General features: G+C 71.7%; 18 protein-coding genes. 9 read left to right on the forward strand and 9 right to left on the reverse strand.

What is annotated here, in order from left to right; genetic code table 11:
- Positions 1 to 93 precede the first annotated feature (93 nt).
- The 3 genes from AOJ26_RS02900 (at position 94) to AOJ26_RS02910 (ending at position 3,800) form a co-directional block, all read left to right on the forward strand.
- Positions 94 to 780 (forward strand): alpha/beta fold hydrolase, encoded by a 687-nt coding sequence (locus tag AOJ26_RS02900; protein WP_053846551.1) that lies wholly within the window; start codon positions 94 to 96, stop codon positions 778 to 780.
- Positions 781 to 976: 196 nt separating this feature from the next.
- Positions 977 to 2,593 (forward strand): LuxR family transcriptional regulator, encoded by a 1,617-nt coding sequence (locus AOJ26_RS02905; RefSeq protein WP_143663597.1) that lies wholly within the window; start codon positions 977 to 979, stop codon positions 2,591 to 2,593.
- A gap of 274 nt (positions 2,594 to 2,867) precedes the next feature.
- On the forward strand, positions 2,868 to 3,800 hold the full coding sequence (locus AOJ26_RS02910; protein WP_053846553.1) for an alpha/beta hydrolase family protein: 933 nt from the start codon (positions 2,868 to 2,870) through the stop codon (positions 3,798 to 3,800).
- Between the two features lie 79 nt (positions 3,801 to 3,879).
- Here AOJ26_RS02910 and AOJ26_RS02915 read toward each other — a convergent pair whose 3' ends face one another.
- Both AOJ26_RS02915 and AOJ26_RS02920 read right to left on the reverse strand, forming a co-directional pair.
- On the reverse strand, positions 3,880 to 5,001 hold the full coding sequence (locus tag AOJ26_RS02915) for a fatty acid desaturase family protein (RefSeq protein ID WP_053846554.1): 1,122 nt from the start codon (positions 4,999 to 5,001) through the stop codon (positions 3,880 to 3,882).
- 7 nt (positions 5,002 to 5,008) lie between these two features.
- The gene (locus AOJ26_RS02920; protein WP_078959723.1) at positions 5,009 to 6,064 is read right to left on the reverse strand and encodes a ferredoxin reductase; all 1,056 of its coding nucleotides are present in this window, start codon (positions 6,062 to 6,064) and stop codon (positions 5,009 to 5,011) included.
- Positions 6,065 to 6,148: 84 nt separating this feature from the next.
- On the opposite strand from AOJ26_RS02920, the gene AOJ26_RS02925 reads away from it, so the two are divergent.
- Entirely contained in the window at positions 6,149 to 7,303 is a 1,155-nt protein-coding gene (locus AOJ26_RS02925; RefSeq protein ID WP_053846556.1) for a PucR family transcriptional regulator, read from the forward strand.
- Between the two features lie 310 nt (positions 7,304 to 7,613).
- On the opposite strand, the gene AOJ26_RS02930 is transcribed toward AOJ26_RS02925, so the two are convergent.
- The 4 genes from AOJ26_RS02930 to AOJ26_RS02945 form a co-directional block, all read right to left on the reverse strand.
- Positions 7,614 to 8,234 carry a hypothetical protein gene (locus tag AOJ26_RS02930; RefSeq protein ID WP_053846557.1) on the reverse strand — a complete coding sequence of 207 codons (621 nt, stop codon included), beginning with the start codon at positions 8,232 to 8,234 and terminating at the stop codon, positions 7,614 to 7,616.
- A gap of 75 nt (positions 8,235 to 8,309) precedes the next feature.
- Positions 8,310 to 9,131: a rod shape-determining protein gene (locus AOJ26_RS02935; RefSeq protein WP_053846558.1), complete on the reverse strand. Its 822-nt coding sequence runs from the start codon at positions 9,129 to 9,131 to the stop codon at positions 8,310 to 8,312.
- Positions 9,128 to 9,502, reverse strand: a complete 375-nt coding sequence (locus AOJ26_RS02940) for a TraR/DksA family transcriptional regulator (protein ID WP_053846559.1) — start codon at positions 9,500 to 9,502, stop codon at positions 9,128 to 9,130. The genes AOJ26_RS02935 and AOJ26_RS02940 overlap by 4 nt, the downstream gene beginning before the upstream one ends.
- Before the next feature lie 44 nt (positions 9,503 to 9,546).
- Positions 9,547 to 9,873 carry a TraR/DksA family transcriptional regulator gene (locus AOJ26_RS02945; RefSeq protein ID WP_053846560.1) on the reverse strand — a complete coding sequence of 109 codons (327 nt, stop codon included), beginning with the start codon at positions 9,871 to 9,873 and terminating at the stop codon, positions 9,547 to 9,549.
- A 393-nt stretch (positions 9,874 to 10,266) separates the two neighbouring features.
- Between AOJ26_RS02945 and AOJ26_RS02950 the strand changes: the two genes are divergently transcribed.
- The 4 genes from AOJ26_RS02950 (at position 10,267) to AOJ26_RS44085 (ending at position 15,721) form a co-directional block, all read left to right on the forward strand.
- Positions 10,267 to 11,217: a HAMP domain-containing sensor histidine kinase gene (locus AOJ26_RS02950; protein ID WP_053846561.1), complete on the forward strand. Its 951-nt coding sequence runs from the start codon at positions 10,267 to 10,269 to the stop codon at positions 11,215 to 11,217.
- Positions 11,214 to 11,879 carry a response regulator gene (locus AOJ26_RS02955; RefSeq protein ID WP_053846562.1) on the forward strand — a complete coding sequence of 222 codons (666 nt, stop codon included), beginning with the start codon at positions 11,214 to 11,216 and terminating at the stop codon, positions 11,877 to 11,879. Before AOJ26_RS02950 ends, AOJ26_RS02955 begins: the two co-directional genes overlap by 4 nt.
- A gap of 635 nt (positions 11,880 to 12,514) precedes the next feature.
- Complete coding sequence (gene secD, locus AOJ26_RS02960) at positions 12,515 to 14,767, forward strand: protein translocase subunit SecD (protein ID WP_053846563.1); 2,253 nt, start codon at positions 12,515 to 12,517, stop codon at positions 14,765 to 14,767.
- A gap of 618 nt (positions 14,768 to 15,385) precedes the next feature.
- The gene (locus AOJ26_RS44085; protein ID WP_234358422.1) at positions 15,386 to 15,721 is read left to right on the forward strand and encodes a hypothetical protein; all 336 of its coding nucleotides are present in this window, start codon (positions 15,386 to 15,388) and stop codon (positions 15,719 to 15,721) included.
- Between the two features lie 78 nt (positions 15,722 to 15,799).
- On the opposite strand, the gene AOJ26_RS02970 is transcribed toward AOJ26_RS44085, so the two are convergent.
- Positions 15,800 to 16,075 carry a DUF3253 domain-containing protein gene (locus AOJ26_RS02970; RefSeq protein ID WP_053846565.1) on the reverse strand — a complete coding sequence of 92 codons (276 nt, stop codon included), beginning with the start codon at positions 16,073 to 16,075 and terminating at the stop codon, positions 15,800 to 15,802.
- Positions 16,076 to 16,298: 223 nt separating this feature from the next.
- Entirely contained in the window at positions 16,299 to 17,561 is a 1,263-nt protein-coding gene (locus tag AOJ26_RS02975; RefSeq protein WP_053846566.1) for a helix-turn-helix domain-containing protein, read from the reverse strand.
- 697 nt (positions 17,562 to 18,258) lie between these two features.
- On the opposite strand from AOJ26_RS02975, the gene AOJ26_RS02980 reads away from it, so the two are divergent.
- On the forward strand, positions 18,259 to 18,939 hold the full coding sequence (locus AOJ26_RS02980) for a PAS domain-containing protein (protein WP_053846567.1): 681 nt from the start codon (positions 18,259 to 18,261) through the stop codon (positions 18,937 to 18,939).
- Between the two features lie 102 nt (positions 18,940 to 19,041).
- Here AOJ26_RS02980 and AOJ26_RS02985 read toward each other — a convergent pair whose 3' ends face one another.
- On the reverse strand, positions 19,042 to 19,560 hold the full coding sequence (locus tag AOJ26_RS02985) for an RNA polymerase sigma factor (RefSeq protein WP_053846568.1): 519 nt from the start codon (positions 19,558 to 19,560) through the stop codon (positions 19,042 to 19,044).
- Positions 19,561 to 19,596 lie beyond the last annotated feature (36 nt).

Here is a 19,596-nt window from a genome sequence, read left to right on the forward strand (position 1 = left end):
GGGCGGCGAGACATTCCGGAAGTGGATTGTCCGGAACCGGCCGTAGCGTGAGGGCACCCACCGAACGGGCCTCACGGAAAAGAGAACTGCTCCATGGACATCCTGCTCATCGCCGGCCTGTGGCTCGACGGATCCGCCTGGGACGACGTCGTACCCGCGCTCGAGGAACTCGGCCACCGCCCCGTGGCGGTAACCCTGCCCGGGCAGGGTGACGGATCGGGGTCCGCCACGTTGGAGGACCAGGTGGCGGCGGTGCTCGCCGCCGTGGACGCCGCGCCCGACAGGCCCATGGTGGTCGGGCATTCCGCCGCCTGCACCCTGGCCTGGCTCGCCGCCGACGCACGGCCGGAGCGGGTCGCCAAGGTGGCGCTCGTCGGAGGTTTCCCGTCCGCCGACGGGCAGCCGTACGCCGACTTCTTCGAGACGCAGGACGGCGTGATGCCCTTTCCCGGCTGGGGCCCCTTCGAAGGACCGGACTCCGCCGACCTCGACGAGGAGACGCGCACCCGCATCGCCTCGGCGGCGATCCCCGTGCCCGAGCAGGTGGCCAAGGGAACGGTACGGCTGACGGACGAGCGGAGGTTCGACGTTCCGATGCTGCTCGTGTGCCCCGAATTCACGCCCGCCCAGGCCCGGGACTGGATCGACGCCGGTGACGTGCCGGAGGCCGCCCGCACCAAGCACGTGGAACTCGTCGACATCGACTCGGGCCACTGGCCGATGATCACCAAGCCGGCCGAGCTCGCCCGGCTGCTGGCCGCGGCGGCCGCCGACGCCTGAGCCCCGGTCGAACCAGGGCCGCCCCTGGGACCTCCATCTGGGACGCCTTCACCGGGCCCGTGTCGAGCGCTGTAAGGCGGTCACTCCGCCACGAAATGTTGCGCCGACGGTCGACGGGCGAGCCGTTGTTGGACATTCTTTCAACAACGACGTCCCGGCAACGCCAGGGACAGATGCATCCGGGGTGGTGATCGGTGTGAACGACGAGGCTCGCGGCGCCTTCGCGACCCGCGGCGTCGGCCTTGCCGGGCCCGGCGCGCCGGAGGCCCGCGCCCTGCCGTCGGCGGCCACGGGGGTCAGGGTGTCGTCCGCGTCCGACGCCGTCTCCCGCCGCGCCCTGGCCCACGGTCAGGAGCAGTTGCGCGACGGGCCCGTGGCGGATGCCTGCTCGGCGCTGCTCCGTGCCGCCGCCGGGCTCCGTGAGACAGACCCCGTCGCGGCCCGCCGCGCCCTGCTGGCAGCGGCGTCGGCGGCCTGGTCGGCCGGTGACCACGACAGCTACCGGCGTGTCTTCGCGGTGGGCCCCTGTCATGTGTGCGGAGCGAGGTGCGCGTCGACGCCGTGCGCCAGGGGGTGCCCCGAGGCCGCGTGGAGGGACCACCGGATCGGGATGAGCGCGGTGGCGCAGGGCGACTTCCAACGGGCCATCGCGGTCCTGGAGCCCCGGTTGCACCAGGTCACGCCCCGGGCCGAGACGGACGAGCTCTGCGACGCCGGCAGCGTGGCCCTCCTGCTGGGCCGCCTCCCCCTCGCGCGCCGGCTCCTGAGCCTCGCCCTGGCGTCCGCGCGCGCGGCGGGAGCGGAGACCGCGGTGCCGGGCATCATCGCGTACCTGGCCTGCGCCGAGCTGCGGGAAGGCCGCCACGCCCAGGCCCGCGCCCACGCGGAGGAAGGGCTGGTGCTCGCGCGGAGACTCGGGCAGCGCAACGTCGCCGCCGACCTGTCGGCCGTACGCGCGCTGGTGGTGTCCATCGCCGGTGACCTGCCCACGGTCCGTGCCCAGGTCGCGGAGGTGCTGGCCGTGGCTCAGCCGCACGGACTGGCCCAGGCCGCGTTCCTCGCCGAATGGGCCCAGGCGCGTGCGGAACTGGGGGCGGGCAAAGTCGAGCGGGCGGCCGCCCGGCTGGCTCCGCTGGTCCAACCCGGCGCCCGACAGGGCCACTTCGGGCTGTGGTTCCTGGCCGTGCCGTGCTTCGTCGAGGCCTGCGTCCTGTCCGACCGGGCCCTCGACGCACCGGAGATGGTCGACCTGTTCGCCGTCTGGGCGGATCTCGGCGCCGACCCGCAGGCCCCGGCGCAGTTGGCGCGGTGCCGCGCCCTCCTCGCACCCGCGGACCGCAGCGAGGAGCTCTACCGTGCCGCGCTCGCCCACCACGAGCGGGCGTCCGGGCCGTACGAGCACGCGCGCACCCATCTGGCCTTCGGCATGTGGCTACGGCGTAGGCGGCGGCCCACCGAGGCACGGGACCAGTTGCGTGCCGCGCTGGTGGGCTTCGAACACTGCGGTGCGGTGCTGTGGGCCAAGCGAGCCGGCGCGGAACTGCGAGCGGCCGGCGAGGTGGCCGGGAGCGGAGAGGCGGGCCCGTTGTCGTCGCTCACGCCGCAGCAGGTGCGCATAGCGCGGGACGTGGCGCGCGGCGCGACGAACAAGGAGATCGCCGCGGAGCTGTCCATCAGCATCCGGACCGTCGAGTACCACCTGCGCAACGTCTTCGCGCAGCTGGGTGTCCGGTCGCGCACCGGTCTCGCGCACCTGCTGGCGAACGTCGACGAGGACCACGGCCGGGGCTGGGAGCTGCCGGAGCGGGGCTGAGGGCCGGAGCGGGCCGCGCCCGGCCGAACGTCCCACGGCTGCGCGGCCGTTGACGGGCACACACCGCTGTGACCGGCGATCTTCCCTGTGCGCGCTGGTGCGTGTGGGCGCCCTGGGGGATGACTGGTGATTCCACTGATGACTGACTTTTGGTCAGCTCCTACGTTGTTCCACGCCGGATGACTCGTGTCACGTCGACGGGCCCGACGCCGCCCTTCCCCGGCGGTCCCGTCAGGTCCGAAGGCGCCGGAACCCTCACCTCGAAGGAGCCGCGATGAGCCACGCCCCAGAGATCTCCAGCCCCACGCACACCCCCCACCGCCACCGGCGCCGCCGTTTCGGGCGTCTCGGCTCCGGCGTCGCCACCGCCGCCGCACTCGTCGGCCTGCTGACCTCGCAGACCGGCGGAGCCCAGGCGGCCGACAACCCGTACGAGCGGGGCCCGGCGCCCACCACGGCGAGCATCGAGGCCAGCCGGGGCCCGTACGCGGTGTCGGAGACCAGCGTGTCGCGACTCGCGGTGAGCGGGTTCGGCGGCGGCACCATCTACTACCCGACGAGCACCGCCGACGGGACGTTCGGGGCGATCGCGGTGTCACCGGGATTCACCGCCTACCAGTCCTCGATCGCCTGGCTCGGTCCGCGGCTCGCGTCCCAGGGCTTCGTCGTCTTCACGATCGACACGCTGACCACCGCCGATCAACCCGACAGCCGCGGCACGCAGTTGCTGGCCGCACTGGACTACCTGACGCAGCGCAGCTCGGTCCGCGGCCGCATCGACGCCACACGTCTCGGAGTGATGGGCCACTCCATGGGCGGCGGCGGCACCCTCGAAGCGGCCAAGTCCCGCCCCTCGCTCCAGGCCGCCATCCCGCTGACCGGCTGGAACCTGGACAAGACCTGGCCGGAGGTCAGGACTCCCACCCTGGTCGTCGGCGCCGACGGCGACACCATCGCGCCGGTGGCCACGCACTCCCAGCCGTTCTACGCGAGCCTGCCCTCCTCCACCGACCGCGCCTACATCGAACTGCGGGGCGCGACCCACTTCACGCCGAACACGTCCAACACGACGATCGCGAAGTACAGCATTTCCTGGCTGAAGCGGTTCATCGACAACGACACCCGCTACGAGCAGTTCCTCTGCCCGCTCCCGGCCGTGAGCCTCACGATCGCCGAGTCCCGGGGCAACTGCCCGCACACCTCCTGACACCGGAGCACGTCTGTGGCCCCGACCGGAAACCCGGTCGGGGCCACAGACGGGCGTCTCGGAGCGTGTGGACCGGTGATCAGGCCGCGACGAGCTCCTGCTCACGTGCCGGTGTCTGGACCTCGGGCTTCTTCCTGTTCGGCAGCGAGAGCCGGAAGACCTTGCGCCATGCCGAGAACACCTGCTTGGGCAGCGGCCCGGTGACGTACTCCAGCTCGTACTTCTCGAACAGCGCGCGGACCTTCACCGCCACCTCGGCGTACCGGTTGCTCGGCAGGTCCGGGAACAGGTGGTGCTCGATCTGGTGCGACAGGTTGCCGGTCATGAAGTGCATGGCCTTGCTGCCGCTGATGTTCGCCGAGCCCATCATCTGGCGCAGGTACCACTGGCCGCGGGTCTCGCCCTTGATCGACCGGCGCTCGAAGACCTGGACGCCCTCCGGGAAGTGCCCGCACATGATCACCGAGTGGGACCAGAGGTTGCGGACCAGGTTCGCGGTGAACGTGGCGGCGAGCGTGGGGAGGAAGGACGGGCCCGACAGCAGCGGGTGGATCACGTAGTCCTTGAGCACCTGCTTGCGGATCTTGCGGCCCACGGCCTTCGCCTGCGCGCGGAACACCGGGTTCTTGCGGCGGCGCTTGTGGAGGTTCTTGCCGAGTTCCAGGTCGTAGGCCGCGATGCCGTACTCGAAGAAGCAGGCGTTGATGAAGTTCCACAGCGGCTGGCCGAGGTGGAACGGGTGCCACTTCTGGTCCTCGTCGACGCGCATGATGCCGTAGCCGAGGTCGTTGTCCTTGCCGATCACGTTGGTGTACGTGTGGTGCAGCTCGTTGTGCGAGTGCTTCCACTGGTCGGCCGGCGAGACGTGGTCCCACTCCCAGGTGGTGGAGTGGATCTTCGGGTCCCGCATCCAGTCCCACTGGCCGTGCAGGATGTTGTGGCCGATCTCCATGTTGTCCATGATCTTCGCCACGGACAGCCCGGCGGTGCCGATCAGCCACGCGGGCGGGAACATCGAGAACAGCAGCACGCCTCTGCTGACCAGCTCGAGCTTGCGCTGGGCGGCGATGACCTTACGGATGTAGGCGGCGTCCTTCTCACCACGGCTGGCGATCACCTCGTCGCGGATCGCGTCCAGCTCGCGGCCGAGCTCCTCGATCTGCTCCGCGGTCAAATGGGCGGTGGGGTCGATGGCGGTCAAACTGTTCCTACCGTTCGATGTCGCAGGGGCCCGCCGCGGCGGACACGCAGGTCTGGATGAGGACGCCCGGCTCGGCCTCGGTGATCTCGCCGGTGCGCAGGTCGCGGACGGCGCCCGCCTTGAGCGGCGAGACACAGCCGAAGCAGATGCCCATGCGGCACCCGGAGGGCATGAGCACGCCGGCCTCCTCGCCGACGTCCAACAACGGCGTGGCGCCGTTCGCGTCGACGGTCTTGCCGGTGGCGCTGAACGTGACCTCACCTCCGTCGCCGGCGACGACGATGCCGGGGCGGAAGCGCTCGGTGTGCAGGCGCTCGGGGACGCCGTGGTCGCTCCAGTGCTTCTCCGCGGCGTCGAGCAGGCCCGTGGGCCCGCAGGCCCAGGTCTCGCGCTCGGCCCAGTCGGGCACGAGTTCGTCGAGGCGGGCGATGTCGAGCGTGCCGTCGGTGTCGGTGTGCACCTCGGTGAGCCGCAGTTTCCCGTCCGCGACCATGCCGTGCAGTTCGTCGCGGAAGATCACGTCCTGCGGCCGCGGGGCGCAGTGGACCATGACCACGTCGTCGAAGTCGGTGTCGCGCAGCATGCCCATCACGGGCGTGATGCCGCTGCCGGCCGTCAGGTAGAGCACCTTGGCGGGCTTGGTCCGCGGCAGGACGAAGTCACCGGTCGCCTGGTCGAGCTGGATCAGCGTGCCCGGTTTCGCCCTGCGGACCAGGTGGTTGCTGACCTTGCCGTCCGGGAGGGCCTTCACGGTGATCGTGACGCGGCCGTCCTGGCGGTTCGTCGGTGAGGTGAGGGAGTAGGCGCGCCACAGTCGCACGCCGTCGACGTCGACCCCGATCCGTACGTACTGACCGGCCGTGTGGCCGCGCCAGCCCCGGCCCGGTCTGATCACGACGGTCGCCGCGTCGCCCGTCTCGGCGTGCACGGCCTCGATGCGCCCGCGCAGGTCAGCGCCCGCTCGCAGCGGGCTGACCAGGTCGAGGTAGTCCGACGGCAGCAGCGGCGTCGTGACCATCTCCAGCAGTTTCCAAGCCCTGCTGCGGAGGGCTGCACTCGTCATGACTCCAGCTTGCTGCGCCTGGCGCGTAAAGTCCTGACCGCAGGATGTGAATCTGGTCGACCGAATTGTTCGCAGGGAACAAATATGAGCCATGCAATCCAGAGGGCCAGCGAACTGGCCCTCGACGAGAGGACGGTCACCGCACTGAGGGCCGCGCTGAGAACCACCGCCGACGAGGTCGTCCAGGCCATCATCGACGAGGTCCCGCCCTACGCCAACGCCCTCTCGGGCAGCATGGGCGGCACCATCCGCCGAGCCGTCCGCACGGCCCTCGGGCACTATCTGGACCTGGCGAGCGGGAACGCCACGGGTGGCGACGCCGGTGACGCGGCCTACGAGCTGGGCCGCGGCGAGGTCCGTGACGGCCGTTCGATGGACGCCCTGCTCAGCGCCTACCGCGTCGGCGCCCGCGTGGCCTGGCGCTGCCTGGCAGCCGGTGCCGTACCCGCGGGGCTGCCCGCCGCCGAGGTCGCCAAGTTCGCCGAGCTGACCTTCGCCTACATCGACGAGCTCTCCGCCGCGAGCGCCGCCGGCCACGCCGACGAACTGGCCGCCCAGGGCCGTGCCCAGGAACGCCACCTGGAACAGCTGGCCCGCGACCTCCTCGCCGGCGCGAGTCCGGACGTACTGCTGGTCTCCGCTCAACGGGCCGGGTGGCAGCCTCCCGTCTCGCTGACCGCGGTCCTGCTGCCCGCCGCCCAGGCCCGGCCCGCCTACCGGGTGCTCGACCCGAGCACCCTCGTCCTGGACGATCTGCCGGACGCCGTCGGCGTGCTGCTCGTTCCCGACGCCGACCGAACCCATCTCCTGCGGCATCTGACCGACCGCACCGCCGTGGTCGGCCCGGCCCGGCCGTGGACCCGCGTGTCCGCCTCGTACGCACGGGCCGTACGCGCGCGCTCCCTCTCCTCCGAGATCCGCGACACCGAGGACCACCTGCCCGAGCTGGTGCTGAGCGCCGACATGGACGCGTTCGCAGACCTGCGCGCCCGGGCCCTGGCGCCGTTGCGGGCCTTGCCCGCCGCGACCGCCCGGCGGCTGGAGGAGACACTGCGGGCCTGGCTGCTGCACCAGGGCCGGCGGGACGAGGTGGCGGCGGCGTTGTACGTCCATCCCCAGACCGTCCGGTACCGGATGTCGCAGGTGCGGGAGCTGTTCCCGGATCTCTCCTCACCGGACCGGGTTCTCGAGCTGACACTGGCGGTCGGTCTCGGGGCGGGTGACTCGACGTCACGGTAGGTCCGGCGGGACCGTCAGCGGGCCGGGGAAGCCGCGTCGCCCAGGACGGCGACGGGAGGGTCCGCGGCCCTTCCAGCGGTTCGCCTTCGAAGCCGGTGCCGCTGACCGAGAAGGCGCCGCCCGTGATCAGGGTGCGCCGGCTCGGGACGCGGACGTCGCGGCGAGAGTCCTCAGCACGATCGCCGGGGGCCTGCCCGCGCCCCAGGCCGGTCCACCCGTGGATGAGCGGGTCGCGGCGGCCTCGCGAGTCCGGGCAGGTGAGGGTCTCGCGGTCGGCCGGTTCCGACAACCCCGCTGGTGGTCCGGCCTGTCAGCGTGATGCGGTCCACCGAGGGGCGATGCGAGCCCATTCCGCGTCCCACTGGGCGAGGTTGTGCCGCTCGAGCCTTCGTCGGGCGTAGGAGTATCCGGCCACGCCGAGGACGGGGACGGCCATGGCGGCGAGGACGGCGCAGCCGATGGCGCCGTCACGGACCTGCCGGGTGCTGAGCGAAGCCTCGGTGATCTTTCCTTCCGTGTCGACCCAGATGTGCACGGTGTTGCCCGCGGCCAGAGCGGGGGTGACGTCCGTCTCCGCGGTGCGGGTGTGTCCTCGGGGGTCGGTGAAGCGCACCGTGACCGGGTACCGCGCCTTCCGTGCCTCGTCGGATCCCGGTTCCGGGTGACGAGGAGCGTCGTGCAGCAGTACGGCGGGGGTGTGGTGCCGGGTGGCGTGCTGGTGCCGGGCGGTCTCCTCGTAGTGGCGGTGGGCGGTGTCGCCCACGGCGAACGCGACGGGTGGAGTGGCGGACAGGGCGGCCAGGAAGAGACCGACGGCGATCCATGCCTGCGCGAGGTCCGTGCGACGACGCAGGGGGTTGCGCCGCCATCGCCACAACAGGACGCGGGGGAGGTGTTCGGGAGGGTGTGACGGAGGTACTGCGCGGGCCACGGTGTCTCTCCTTACGCGTGAACGTGGCGACTTCGCCGGGCGGTTGCCGGGAGGCGGGCGATGGCCGGGCGGCGGCTAGCGGTGATGGGTGGGGTCGGTGATCGCGGTGGCTGAGGGGTGGGCGTGGGCGGCCCGCAGGAGTTGCGCGGCGCCGCGGACCGCCGCCGTGTGCGGGGCCTGGACGGGTTGCAGGGGGACCTGCAACCCGTCCGTGAGACGGCAGGTGATGTCCGGGCGCAGGGCACCCCCGCCGGCGAGCAGCGGGCCCCGCCGGAGAGCGTCGAGCATCTGGTAAGTGGGGTCCTGGTCCCGCATGCCGGCCACCATGGCGACGACCGCGTCGGCGATCCGTGCGGGTGGGGTGCGGCCGTCCAGGTCGCTGATGCCCAGGGCGGTGCAGCGGGCGTCGGTCACCGCGCCGTCGGTGAGCAGTGTCACCTCGGTGAGGTGGGCGCCGATGTCCACGACCAGTAGAGGACGGGCCAGGTCGGCGTCGGCGGCCACCGCCACGGCACGCGCCGTGGGGACGGTCAGAACGGTGCGTGGGCGCAGGACCTCGACCGCCGTACGGGCTTCGGCCCGGTAGGCGATGCCGCCCAGCACGGGTGTGGTCAGGATGACCAGAGGACGCCCGGCACGCGGCAGGCGGTGGCCGAGCAGCCGGTTGAGCATCCGGGCCGTCCCGGGGGTGTCGACGATGGTGCCGCGCTGGATGGGCCAGCCGTTGCCGTCGCCCGGGCCGGTGACCGTGGGCACGTCGAGGATGGTGCGCCGCCCGGACGTCCAGACACGGGTGCGGGCGCTGCCCAGGTCGAGGGCGATGCCGGAACACTGCCGGCACCAGGGCCACGCGCGGTGCCGGGCGCCCGCCGGGCGGCTCCTGGGTGGGGTGGTCATCCGCCGGCCTCCCTGACCTGCCGGCATCGCGCGCAGTAGCGGGCTTGCGGCACGATCATCAGCAGTTCGCGGGCGACGGGTCCGCGGCACAGGTGGCAGGTGCCGTAGCGGCCCTGGTCCATGCGGGTGAGGGCGGCTTCCACGTCGGCCAGGACCAGGCGGGCGGAGGCGACGAGCTTGTTGCGCACCTCCAGTTGGGAGGCCGCCTGAAGGATGCTCGGAGCCCCGGCACGGGATGTGGCGGCCGCTGAGAGCTGGTGGAGTTGTTCCTGGCGGAACAGGCGTTGCTCGTGCAGGTTCTCGCGCAGTGCGGCCAAGTCCTCGGTCGACAGAGCCGTGTTGTGGTCATCGATGATCCGGTGGTTCACCAAGTCACCCCCTGGGCAGGGCGGGAGAGGGGTCGAAGGGGTGCCTGTCAGGCGGCGTTGCGCTGGCAGGGGACGCAGTACGGCGTGTAGGGCAGGATCTCCAGACGCTCGACGGGGATGGGCCCGGAGCAGGTGCGGCAGATGCCGTAGGTGCCGTCCTGGACGCGGGCGAAAGCGGCCTCGACCTCGGCCAGGACTCGCCGGATGGTGTCCTTCTGCGTGGACATCACCTGTTCCTCCGTGTCGGAGCCGGCCTCGTCGATGGCGCGCAACTGGGTGAGACGGGAGGCGCGTTCCTGTTCGAGGCGCTGGAGGGCCTCGTGCGCCGTCAGCCGTTCACGACGGGTTTCGGTCTGGGACGTGTCGAGCGACATGGCGGGTCCTTCTTCCGGTGCAGTCCGGGTCGGCAGGGAGTCGTCGGGGCGAGGGGCGGTCACGTAGGGCTGTTCATGCCTCCACCGTGGCCGCGACACCGCGGAAAACCCATCGGGCGCGATACCCATCTGTGGCATGGCCCGGGCCGGTCGCGGTGTGGCCCGAACGCGTCGCGGTGTGCGCCGGGGCCCGTCGCACTGCGGGCCGGAACCCATGGCGGTGCCGGCCGGCCGGGCCCGGAAATGGGCATTGGAGCCCATCGACGGCGGAGCGGGCGGCGGGCAGCCTGGAGTGCAGGCCGGTCAGAACCAGTGAACGCAGCTCAAGCTCGGGGTGCGCGGTGACCGACAGTAGAGGCATGGCCGCGTCACACACGGAAAGGCGTCATCCCGGTGTCCCTGTTCTGGCGGATCTTCGCGCTCAACGCGGTGGTGCTGGGAGGCGCCACCGCGCTGCTGCTGTGGGCTCCGGTGACCGTCTCCGTGCCGGTGGTGCTGACCGAGGCGATCATCCTGGTGTCCGGGCTGGCCGTCATGCTGGTCGCCAACGCGGCCCTGCTCCGCATCGGCCTCGCCCCGCTCGACCGGCTCACCCGGCTGATGACCACCGTCGATCTGCTGCGCCCCGGGCAGCGGCTGCCGGAAGGGGGCCGGGGCGAGACCGCCGAACTGATCCGTACCTTCAACGCCATGCTCGAACGCCTCGAGCACGAGCGGGCCTCCAGCAGCGCCCGTGCACTGTTCGCCCAGGAGGCGGAACGACGCCGTATCGCGCAGGAACTGCACGACGAGGTGGGGCAGAGCATGACCGCGATCCTGCTGTCACTGGAGCGGGCCGCCGACGAGGCGGACCAGCCGTTGCGCGGTGAACTGCGGCAGGTGCAGGAGATCACCCGGGCGAGCCTGGACGAGGTGCGTCGCCTGGTACGCCGACTGCGGCCGGGCGTGCTGGAGGACCTCGGGCTGGTGAGCGCCCTGACCTCGCTGACCAGTGAGTTCGCGACCCATGTGGGACTGCGGGTGGTGCGCCGCTTCGACACCGGCCTGCCCGCGCTGGACCAGCAGACGGAACTGGTCCTGTACCGCGTCGCCCAGGAGGCCCTGACCAACGCGGCCCGTCATGCCGAGGCCGGCCAGGTCGAGGTGAGCCTGCACCGTACGGGCGAGGCGGTGGTCCTGGCCGTCGCCGACGACGGCGGCGGCACCGAAGCCGTCCGTGAGGGGGCCGGTATTCGCGGAATGCGCGAGCGAGCCCTGCTGATCGGGGCCACGCTGGACATCACCTCCCACCCGCGGGCCGGTACGACGGTCCGGCTTGTCGTGCCCCTCAGGAAGCAGCCATGACCACGCCCCACACATCCGTGATCCGTATCCTCCTCGCCGACGACCACGCGCTGGTACGCCGCGGCGTACGGCTCATCCTCGACCGGGAGCCGGACCTGGAGGTGGTCGCCGAGGCCGGGGACGGGGCGGAGGCCGTCGAACTGGTCCGCACCCACGAGGTCGACCTGGCCGTGATGGACATCGCCATGCCCCGGATGACCGGCCTGCAGGCCACCCGCGACCTCGTCGCGCTGAAGCCGGGTGTGCGCGTGCTGATGCTGACCATGCATGACAACGAGCAGTACTTCTTCCAGGCCTTGAAGGCCGGAGCCAGCGGATACGTGCTGAAGTCCGTGGCCGACCGCGACCTCGTGGCGGCCTGCCGGGCCGCGATGCGTGACGAGCCGTTCCTGTATCCGGGAGCGGTCAGCGCGCTGATCCGCAGCTATCTGGACCGGGTCCGCAACGGCGAGGAGCCGCCCGAACAGGTGCTGACCGCGCGCGAGGAGGAGGTCCTCAAGCTCGTGGCCGAGGGGCACTCCTCCAAGGAGATCGCCGAGATCCTCTTCATCAGCATCAAGACCGTCCACCGGCATCGGGAGAACCTGCTGCGCAAGCTGGGGCTGCGCGACCGGTTGGAGCTCACGCGTTACGCGATCCGCGCCGGCCTCGTCGAAGCGTGAGCGGGCGGGCCGCCGCTCGGACGTCGGGTGGCTGCTGCTGACGGCGTCATCGAAAAGCTGTTACCGACAGGTCGTCACTGATTGGAAGGGGGAGGGGATGGCCCGCTCCGAGCGACGTTTCGAGCATCGCTCCGCGCGCCATGCCGGGCACCCTTCCGCACGTGCCGTTTCGCTTAGGCGCTGCCTGGGGTCGGCCGTGCCGGTCGTCCTGCTCGCCGTCGTCATCACGCTGCTCGGTCTGTCCGTCCCGGGCGGGGAGCAACTTCGCGCCGGTGGTGGCCCGGTGCTCGCGGCCGAGGCCCGGGCGACGCACGGCGAGTCCTACGCGGAGAGTGCGGACCCGGCTGTTTCCGCCGCCGCGGTGCGGGGCCATGGGGAGACCGCCGGCGAGCGTCACGCACCACCGGTCTCCGCCCAGGGCGCCTCGTCCGGCTCCGGGGCCGGTACGTTGCGGCCCGCGCAACCTCCGGCTGAGCCACGCGACCCACCAGTGTCGGAGGATCCGGCACACCTTCACGGGGTGCGGGCACCACCCACGCCTTCCGGCAACTGAGCCCGTCCGTCTCCCCTTTTCTCGACTTCCTTTCCTGCTGCGGCCACTGTGCCGGCCGCGGTGTGCCCGCCGGAGGCCCCTTGTGAACCGATCCGCGCGCATCAGAGGCTTGATCGCCCTGGCCGCCGTCGCCCTGTCGCTGTACGTCGCCCTCACCGTGCCCGTCCACCTCGGACTCGATCTGCGGGGCGGTACCCAGATCGTGCTGGAAACCCGCCCCAACGACCCCGACCTCGACTCCGACTCAGACGCCAACTCCGACTCGGACGCCACGGACCAGACCGTGGAGGTGCTGCGCGGCCGTATCGACGCCCTCGGTGTCGCCGAACCCACCATCGCCCGATCCGGCAGCGACCGGATCATCGTCGAACTGCCCGGCCTGCAGGATCCCCGGAAGGCGGCCGACGTGCTCGGCCGTACCGCACAGCTCACCTTCCACCAGGTGCTCGGCACGGCGGCCCCCGCCGACGACCTGCCGGATCCGTTGCCCAAACGGGCCCGCGAGCTGGTGATGGCCGATGAGTCCGGGCACCAACTGCGGCTCCAGGCGGCTTCGCTGACCGGCAAGGACGTCGAGAAGGCAGCTGCCCGCTTCGACCAGCAGGGCGGTGCCGGCTGGCATGTCACCGTCGACTTCAGGGGATCGGGGGAGACCGGGTGGGCCCGACTGACGGGCGAGGCCGCCTGCCACCCGGTTGGAGACCCGGGCCGCCGGGTCGCCATCGTCCTGGACGACAAGATCATCTCATCGCCGCAGGTCGACCCGTCCGTCGCCTGCCGGTCCGGCATCAGCGGCGGCTCCACCCAGATCACCGGCACCTTCGACGACACCGAGGCGAAGGAGCTGGCCCTGCTCATCAACGGCGGAGCCCTGCCCGTGCCGGTGGAGACCATCGAGCAGCGCACCGTCGGCCCCAGCCTGGGAGCCGAAGCCATCACGGCCAGCGCCTGGGCCGCCGGTATCGGTACGGCGCTGACCTCACTGTTCATCATCGCCGTCTACCGGCTCATGGGCTTCCTGGCCACCGTGGCCCTGGCCTGCTACGGCCTCGTCTCCTACGCGGCCCTCGCGGCCCTCGGCGCCACCCTCACCCTGCCCGGCCTCGCCGGCTTCGTGCTGGCCATCGGCATGGCGGTCGACGCCAACGTGCTCGTCTTCGAACGCGCCCGCGAGGAGTACGCGGCTGGGCACCGCCCCACTCCACGGTCGTCCCTCAGCGCCGGCTTCCGCGGTGCCCTCAGCGCGATCGCCGACTCCAACATCACCACCCTCATCGCAGCGGGCCTGCTGTTCTTCCTGGCCTCCGGGCCGGTGCGCGGGTTCGGCGTCACGCTGGGCATCGGCGTCCTCGCCTCCATGCTGAGCGCTCTGGTCATCACCCGGGCCCTCGCCGACCTCGCCGTCGCCCGCCCCGGTCTGCGTCGCCGCCCCCGCCTCACCGGCATCGCCCACAAGGGTCTCGTGCGCGAACGCCTCATCCGCACGAGCCCGAACCTGATGCGCCATCCGCGCCGGTGGCTGGCGGCCTCGGCGGTGGCCCTGGTCCTGGCCGCCTCCGGGATTGCCGTGCGCGGTCTGGACCTCGGCGTGGAGTTCACCGGCGGCCGCCTCTTCTCCTACACCACGGCCGCGCCCGCCGACGCCGACCGAGCCCGTGATGCGCTCGCCGACGCCGGATTCTCCCAGGCCGTCGTCCAGACCTCGGGCGAACACCGGCTCACCGTCCGTACCCCCCACCTGAGCAACGCCCGAGCGGCGGCCGTCACCGCCACCGTCGCCGACGTGGCGCCCGGCGCCGAGAAGATCCGCGACGAGGCGATCGGCCCGAGCCTCGGCGAGGAGCTGCGCCACGGCGCCCTCATCGCCCTCGTCGTCGCCCTCGGCGCCCAGCTCGTCTATCTCGCGGCACGTTTCCGCTGGCTGCTGGGTACCTCCGCGGTCGCCACGCTCGCTCATGACGTGGTGATCCTCATCGGCGTGTTCGCCTGGCTGGGCAAGCCCGTCGACGGCGTGTTCCTGGCCGCGCTGCTGACCGTCATCGGGTACTCCGTCAACGACTCCGTCGTCGTCTTCGACCGGATCAGGGAACTGGGCCGCCGTGCGGACAGGGGATCATTCGCCCGCGTCGCCAACCAGGCCCTTCTGCAGACCCTGCCCCGCACCGTCAACACCGGTATGGGCGCCGTGTTCATCCTCACCGCACTGGCCGTCCTCGGCGGCGACACCCTGACCGACTTCGCCCTCGCCCTTCTGATCGGCTTCGCGGTGGGCACGTACTCCTCGATGTTCACGGCGATCCCGCTGGCCGTAACACTGCGCGAGCGCCGCACGTAGACGGCGTCCGCGGCACGGTCGGGAGCACAGGTGGTGCCGAGCACCCTGCGCCGCCACACCCACGGGTCGGTGACCCACGACTGCGCTGTCACGCTAGGGTCAGCAGTCGAAAACAGGCCAAGGCCAAACGCGAAGGTGATACACGACAATCGCCGATGTCCGTTGCACGAGCGGTGATGCGTGAACAACTCACGTGGGCGTGCAACTGGCGGCGGCTGAAAGTCGTCCTCTGCGACGAGCCGTCGAGGCACACCGGGAACTGGGACACAGGGGGGACGCAGCATGAACGTGACGTCGAAGAAGAGCCGACGCAGACCGAGCGTTGTCGGGACGGCCGTACTGGGAGCCTGCGTGGCCGGGGCGTTGCTCCTCACCGGCTGTAACGGCAAGGGAGACGCGACGGGTTCGGGCGTCGACACGAGCCCGACGAAGGCGGCGGGCGCCGGCGGCAAGGGGACAGGGTCCGGCGCGCCGAGCGAAACGCCGGGCGCCACGGCGTCTTCAGGCCCGAGCGGCGCCGCCAAGTCGCCTGTCGCAGTTCCCGCCGCGTCCAAGGCTCCCGTTTCCGCGTCGCCGACTGCGGCGGGGGGCGCCGCCGACGACGGCTGTGACCACAAGATGCCGATCTCCCCCGACGAGATCGCGGTCTACCGCTACACGCCCGAGGGAGGATTTCTCAGTCTGATCGTCAAGCACGGCAACTGGGGCTGCGGAACGCCCGACTCCGACGGCGCGCCGTTCGAGACGGTCGGGAAGGAGACGTTCATCCCGATGGACCAAGCCGCGTACGTCACCGTGACGACCCCCATCGTGGAGAGCACCGAGAACCAGCACATCGGGGTGCAGGAGTTCCTCGACTGGCTGGAGGCACATCCGAACTCGGGGCTCGTGTTCACCTACCACCTCGGTGCCGACGGCGCCATCGACCGCCTCGACGAGGTCTTCACCCCGTAGCGGCGCCTCGTGGGCGGCGGCTCAGAAGACGTGACTCCATGGAGAAGAGGATCTCCCCGGACAGCTGCCCCGCTGCCCCTACCGACGAGCGCGCCGAATGCGGACGGGACCGCGTGTCTCCGTCTCCGCGACGGGTCGGCCGCCCTGCGTCACCTCGACCTGGCCGTTGTTCACCAGACGCCATGCCGCTCGGCGGGCCGGTTCCATCAGGGCCCGCCAGCCGTCGTCGTCACCCTCGTAGACCTCGCGCGCGGCGTCGGACGGGCAGATCGACGCCGTGTCGGCGCGGCGCTCCAGCAGGCTCATGATGGCCTTCTCGAGCCGTTGACCGAGCTGCCGGTCCGTCTCTTCCATGCGATCCAGTATGCCGGAGAGCCCGTGCAGCGGCAGGCCGAGGCGTCGGCCTCGCCATGGCCGACCAGTTCGGCTGCAACATTCCGGGCGGCTCGGGGCGACGTCCAGGCTCTGCGCGCCGGTGAGCCGTAGCCCGTCGTCACGCCGTCCCGCGGGTCTCGAAGAGCCTGTCCGCCCCGTCGTAGCGGAGGTCCCGCCCACGCACCGCCCGCTCCCCGCCCGTTCAGCCGGGCCCTGTCGGACAGGGGCCCGCCGCCGAGGGGTGGAGGCCCGCAGCCAGCGTGGTGGCCAGCACCTGCCAGACATGGGCGGCGAGGTCGACGTGCCTGGACTGTGTGGCCTGTCGTGCGAGCTGCTGGAGTGCGGCGACGCCTTCCTCGACCCGGCCCGCGCGGATCGCCAGCCGGCCGTCGAGGACCGACAGCCGTACCCGGTCCCGGTAGGGGAGACGCAGGTCCTCCTCGGACAGCACGGCCCGACTCAGCCGGGCGGCGTCCTCGAACCGGCCCTGTGCGAAGGCGAGATGAGCCTGGAGGGCGTGCAGTTCCTGGAGTTGTGCGGGTGTGCCGATCAGGTCGAGGACGGAGGCGGCCTCGGTCAGCCACTTCTCCGCGGCGGCCACCCGGGGTGGTGACATCTGCAGGGCTGTGGCGGTGGCGGCGGTCCGCAGCCGGGCCCACACGGTCAGGTCGTCCTGGCCGCCCTTGAGCAGGTCGAGGGCGGTGTTCAGCCGGGCGACGGCGGCCGCGTCGTCGCCCTTGCGGCTGCTGACCACGGCGGCCGTCCACAGGGCCTCGGCCGCCTGCACGGCGGAGGCCCGGGGCAGCAGATCCCGGTCCAGCTCGTCGACGTGCTGCGAGGCCGCCTCCCACCGGCCGAGGTCCGTCTCGACGCTGATCAGCTCCAGCAGCGCGGCGAGCGTGTCGGGCACACACAGGTGCGCGGTGCGGGCGATGGAGAGCGCCTCCGCCGCCGCCGACTCCGCCGTACCCATGTCGCCGAGGGCACGTGCGCAGCGCGCGTGGCGGACGAGCGAGCGGGTGAGGAGGTCCGGGGCGTCCAACGATCGGCTCAGCGCCAGGAGTTGCAGCAGATGCGTGCGCTCCCGTGGGTGGTCGCCGTCGCGGTAGGCGGCCTGGCTGAGCAGCCACAGGGCATGCCAGCGGGCGGCGGGATCCTCGCAGGCGTCCTCCTCGACCGCGCGGCTGAGCGCCGCGGTGCTGTCCGTCCCGGGCGGCGCCGAGGCCGCGGCGGCCAGCGCTCCGCTCAGGGACGTGCCGTCCGGTGGGCCGGTCAGGGCCGAAGCGTCGACCCCGAGTCGGTGGGCGAGGTAGGCCACGGTGCGCTCGGTGGGGCGCCGGTCGCCGGACTCCAGGCGTGACAGGTGTCCCGTCGACATGTCGTCGCCGACGACGTCGGCCTGGCTCAGGCCGCGTGCGGTCCGGAGTCTTTTCAGCCGACGGCCGAACTGCGGCTGGTCGAGCATCTCCCTCCTCGGGTTCGGTGGCCCGGTCGGCACGGTATCCGTGGTTCCGCTTGCCCGGTCGGGCACGTGAGTTGTCAGCACTTTAGGGAGCGCCGCAAGAGGCGACAAGCTGTTTGCCGTGGTGGGTAAGCGCATTCCGTGTGGGTGACGTCCGGGCCGACCGCGCTGTGGGAGACGGGGGTTCTTCGGGCCCGAATTCCGCCCGCCCGCATAAGAGTTGACGAGTTGCCCAGGTCACCTGGCAAACTCTTGTCTCAGGGGTTGTCTCCCTTTAATCTCGATGGCGGCTCCATCGAACGAACCAAGCGATCCCCTCTTTGCCGCCTGGAGGTTTTCGTGCACCCCATTGCCCGAACGGGCTCCTCGTCACGGCGGGACTTACGGCTCGCTCGCCCGGGCTTTCCGGCTGCCCGTGAACGGGACCGCGGCTCGGGCTCGAACAGCCGTCATGACAACGTTGCCCGGCAGCCCCGGATGACGGTCGCCTCGGCACCGCTCCCTCCGCTCACCTGACCCGACCCCTGTTCCGGAGCCCACCCCGGCCCGGAACGACGCGGATCGCCGGCACCGGCCACCGACGAGGTGGCGCGTGCCGTCACCGGGCGCTCGTCGACACCCAGGCACAGCGCATCGGTCCGCTCCGCGTCCGCTCCACCCTTCCCAGCCCCCCACGTGCAGGAAGAAGGACGGTACGTCCGTGGCGACCACGAGTTTCCCCGACGCCTCGCCCAGGAAGAAGAAGACCGCAGCCACGGCTGCCCCGGTCCGCCGCGGCCTGACCGCCGCACCGGACCACGGCACCCCGGCGGCCGCCTGTACGGCCCACCTGTCCCCGCGGGACCTGGCGGTCACCGCCGCGGAACCCGAATTCGCCCGCCAATTCGGCCTGAGTGCCGACGACATCTGCGGACGAGGACTGCTCGAACTGCTCCGTTCCCCAACTCCGGGCCTTTTGCGGGAACAATTCACCGCACTTTCCTCTGGGCGCAGCCGGAGATTCAAGGAGAAGGTGACCGGCCGGGACGGCGATGGCCGGCATTTCATTGCCGATATCACCGCCATCGCCGTCAGGCAGCCCTCGGGTGAGTTGGTCGGTGTCGTCGTCCTCCTGCGCCGGTCGGCGGAGGCGGGCCCGGGCGGGCCGGTGCTCAGCGCCCTCGACGCGCAGGTCCTGGAGGGTGTGGCCAGTGGTGAGTCCACGGTGCAGATGGCCTCCCGTCTGTATCTGAGCCGCCAGGGCATCGAGTACCGCGTCGGGCAGATGCTGCGGCGTTTCGACGCGCCCAATCGGCCCGCTCTCGTGGCGCGGGCCCACGCCCTGGGGATGTTCGCCGCGGGGCAGTGGCCCCCGCGTGTCCTCCCCGAACGCGTGCGGTAGTGCGGAACGGGGCCTGACGGGCCCCGCGCGGCGGCCGTGGCGGAAGCATCGCCACGGCCGCCGTCGTGTCGGCCCGGTCCCCGCGGGGGACCGGGCCCGGCCTCACGCCGCCGAGGGCTGCCAGGCCTCCTGGAACCGGCGCCGGGCACGGAAGAGACGGGAACGGACGGTGCCGACGGGCAGGGCGAGCACCTCGGCCATCTCCTCCTCGTTCAGCCCGTAGGCACGCAGGGTGAGGATCTGCCGGTGCGCCCGCGACAGGCGCTCCAGCACGTCGCTGATGTACACCGCGTCCATGGGGTTGGTCTCCTGCTGCGCCTCCACCTCGGAGCAGCAGTTCTCCGCGCCGTACCGCTTGGCGGTGCGGACGGCCTCCCGGACGGTCACGGAGCGCACCCAGCCGTAGAACGCCGCCGGTTCGCGCAGGGATCCCAGGCCGCGGTAGACGGCGAGCAGCGCCTCCTGCGTGGCGTCGGCGCCGTCGTCGTGGGTGATGGACCGGCAGATGCGCGCGACATAGGGCGTGATGGCGGTCAGCAGGTGGTTCATCGCGTGCTCGTCGCCCGCCTGGGCTCGGGGGAGCAGCGTGAGGGGGGAGGGGAGTTCGCTGACGGTCGTCATGACGGACAGAGGTTCCTTACACGGCCGGGCGGGTGG

The sequence above is a fragment of the Streptomyces sp. NRRL B-24085 genome, from assembly GCF_001282115.1.
GTDB lineage: Bacteria > Actinomycetota > Actinomycetes > Streptomycetales > Streptomycetaceae > Streptomyces.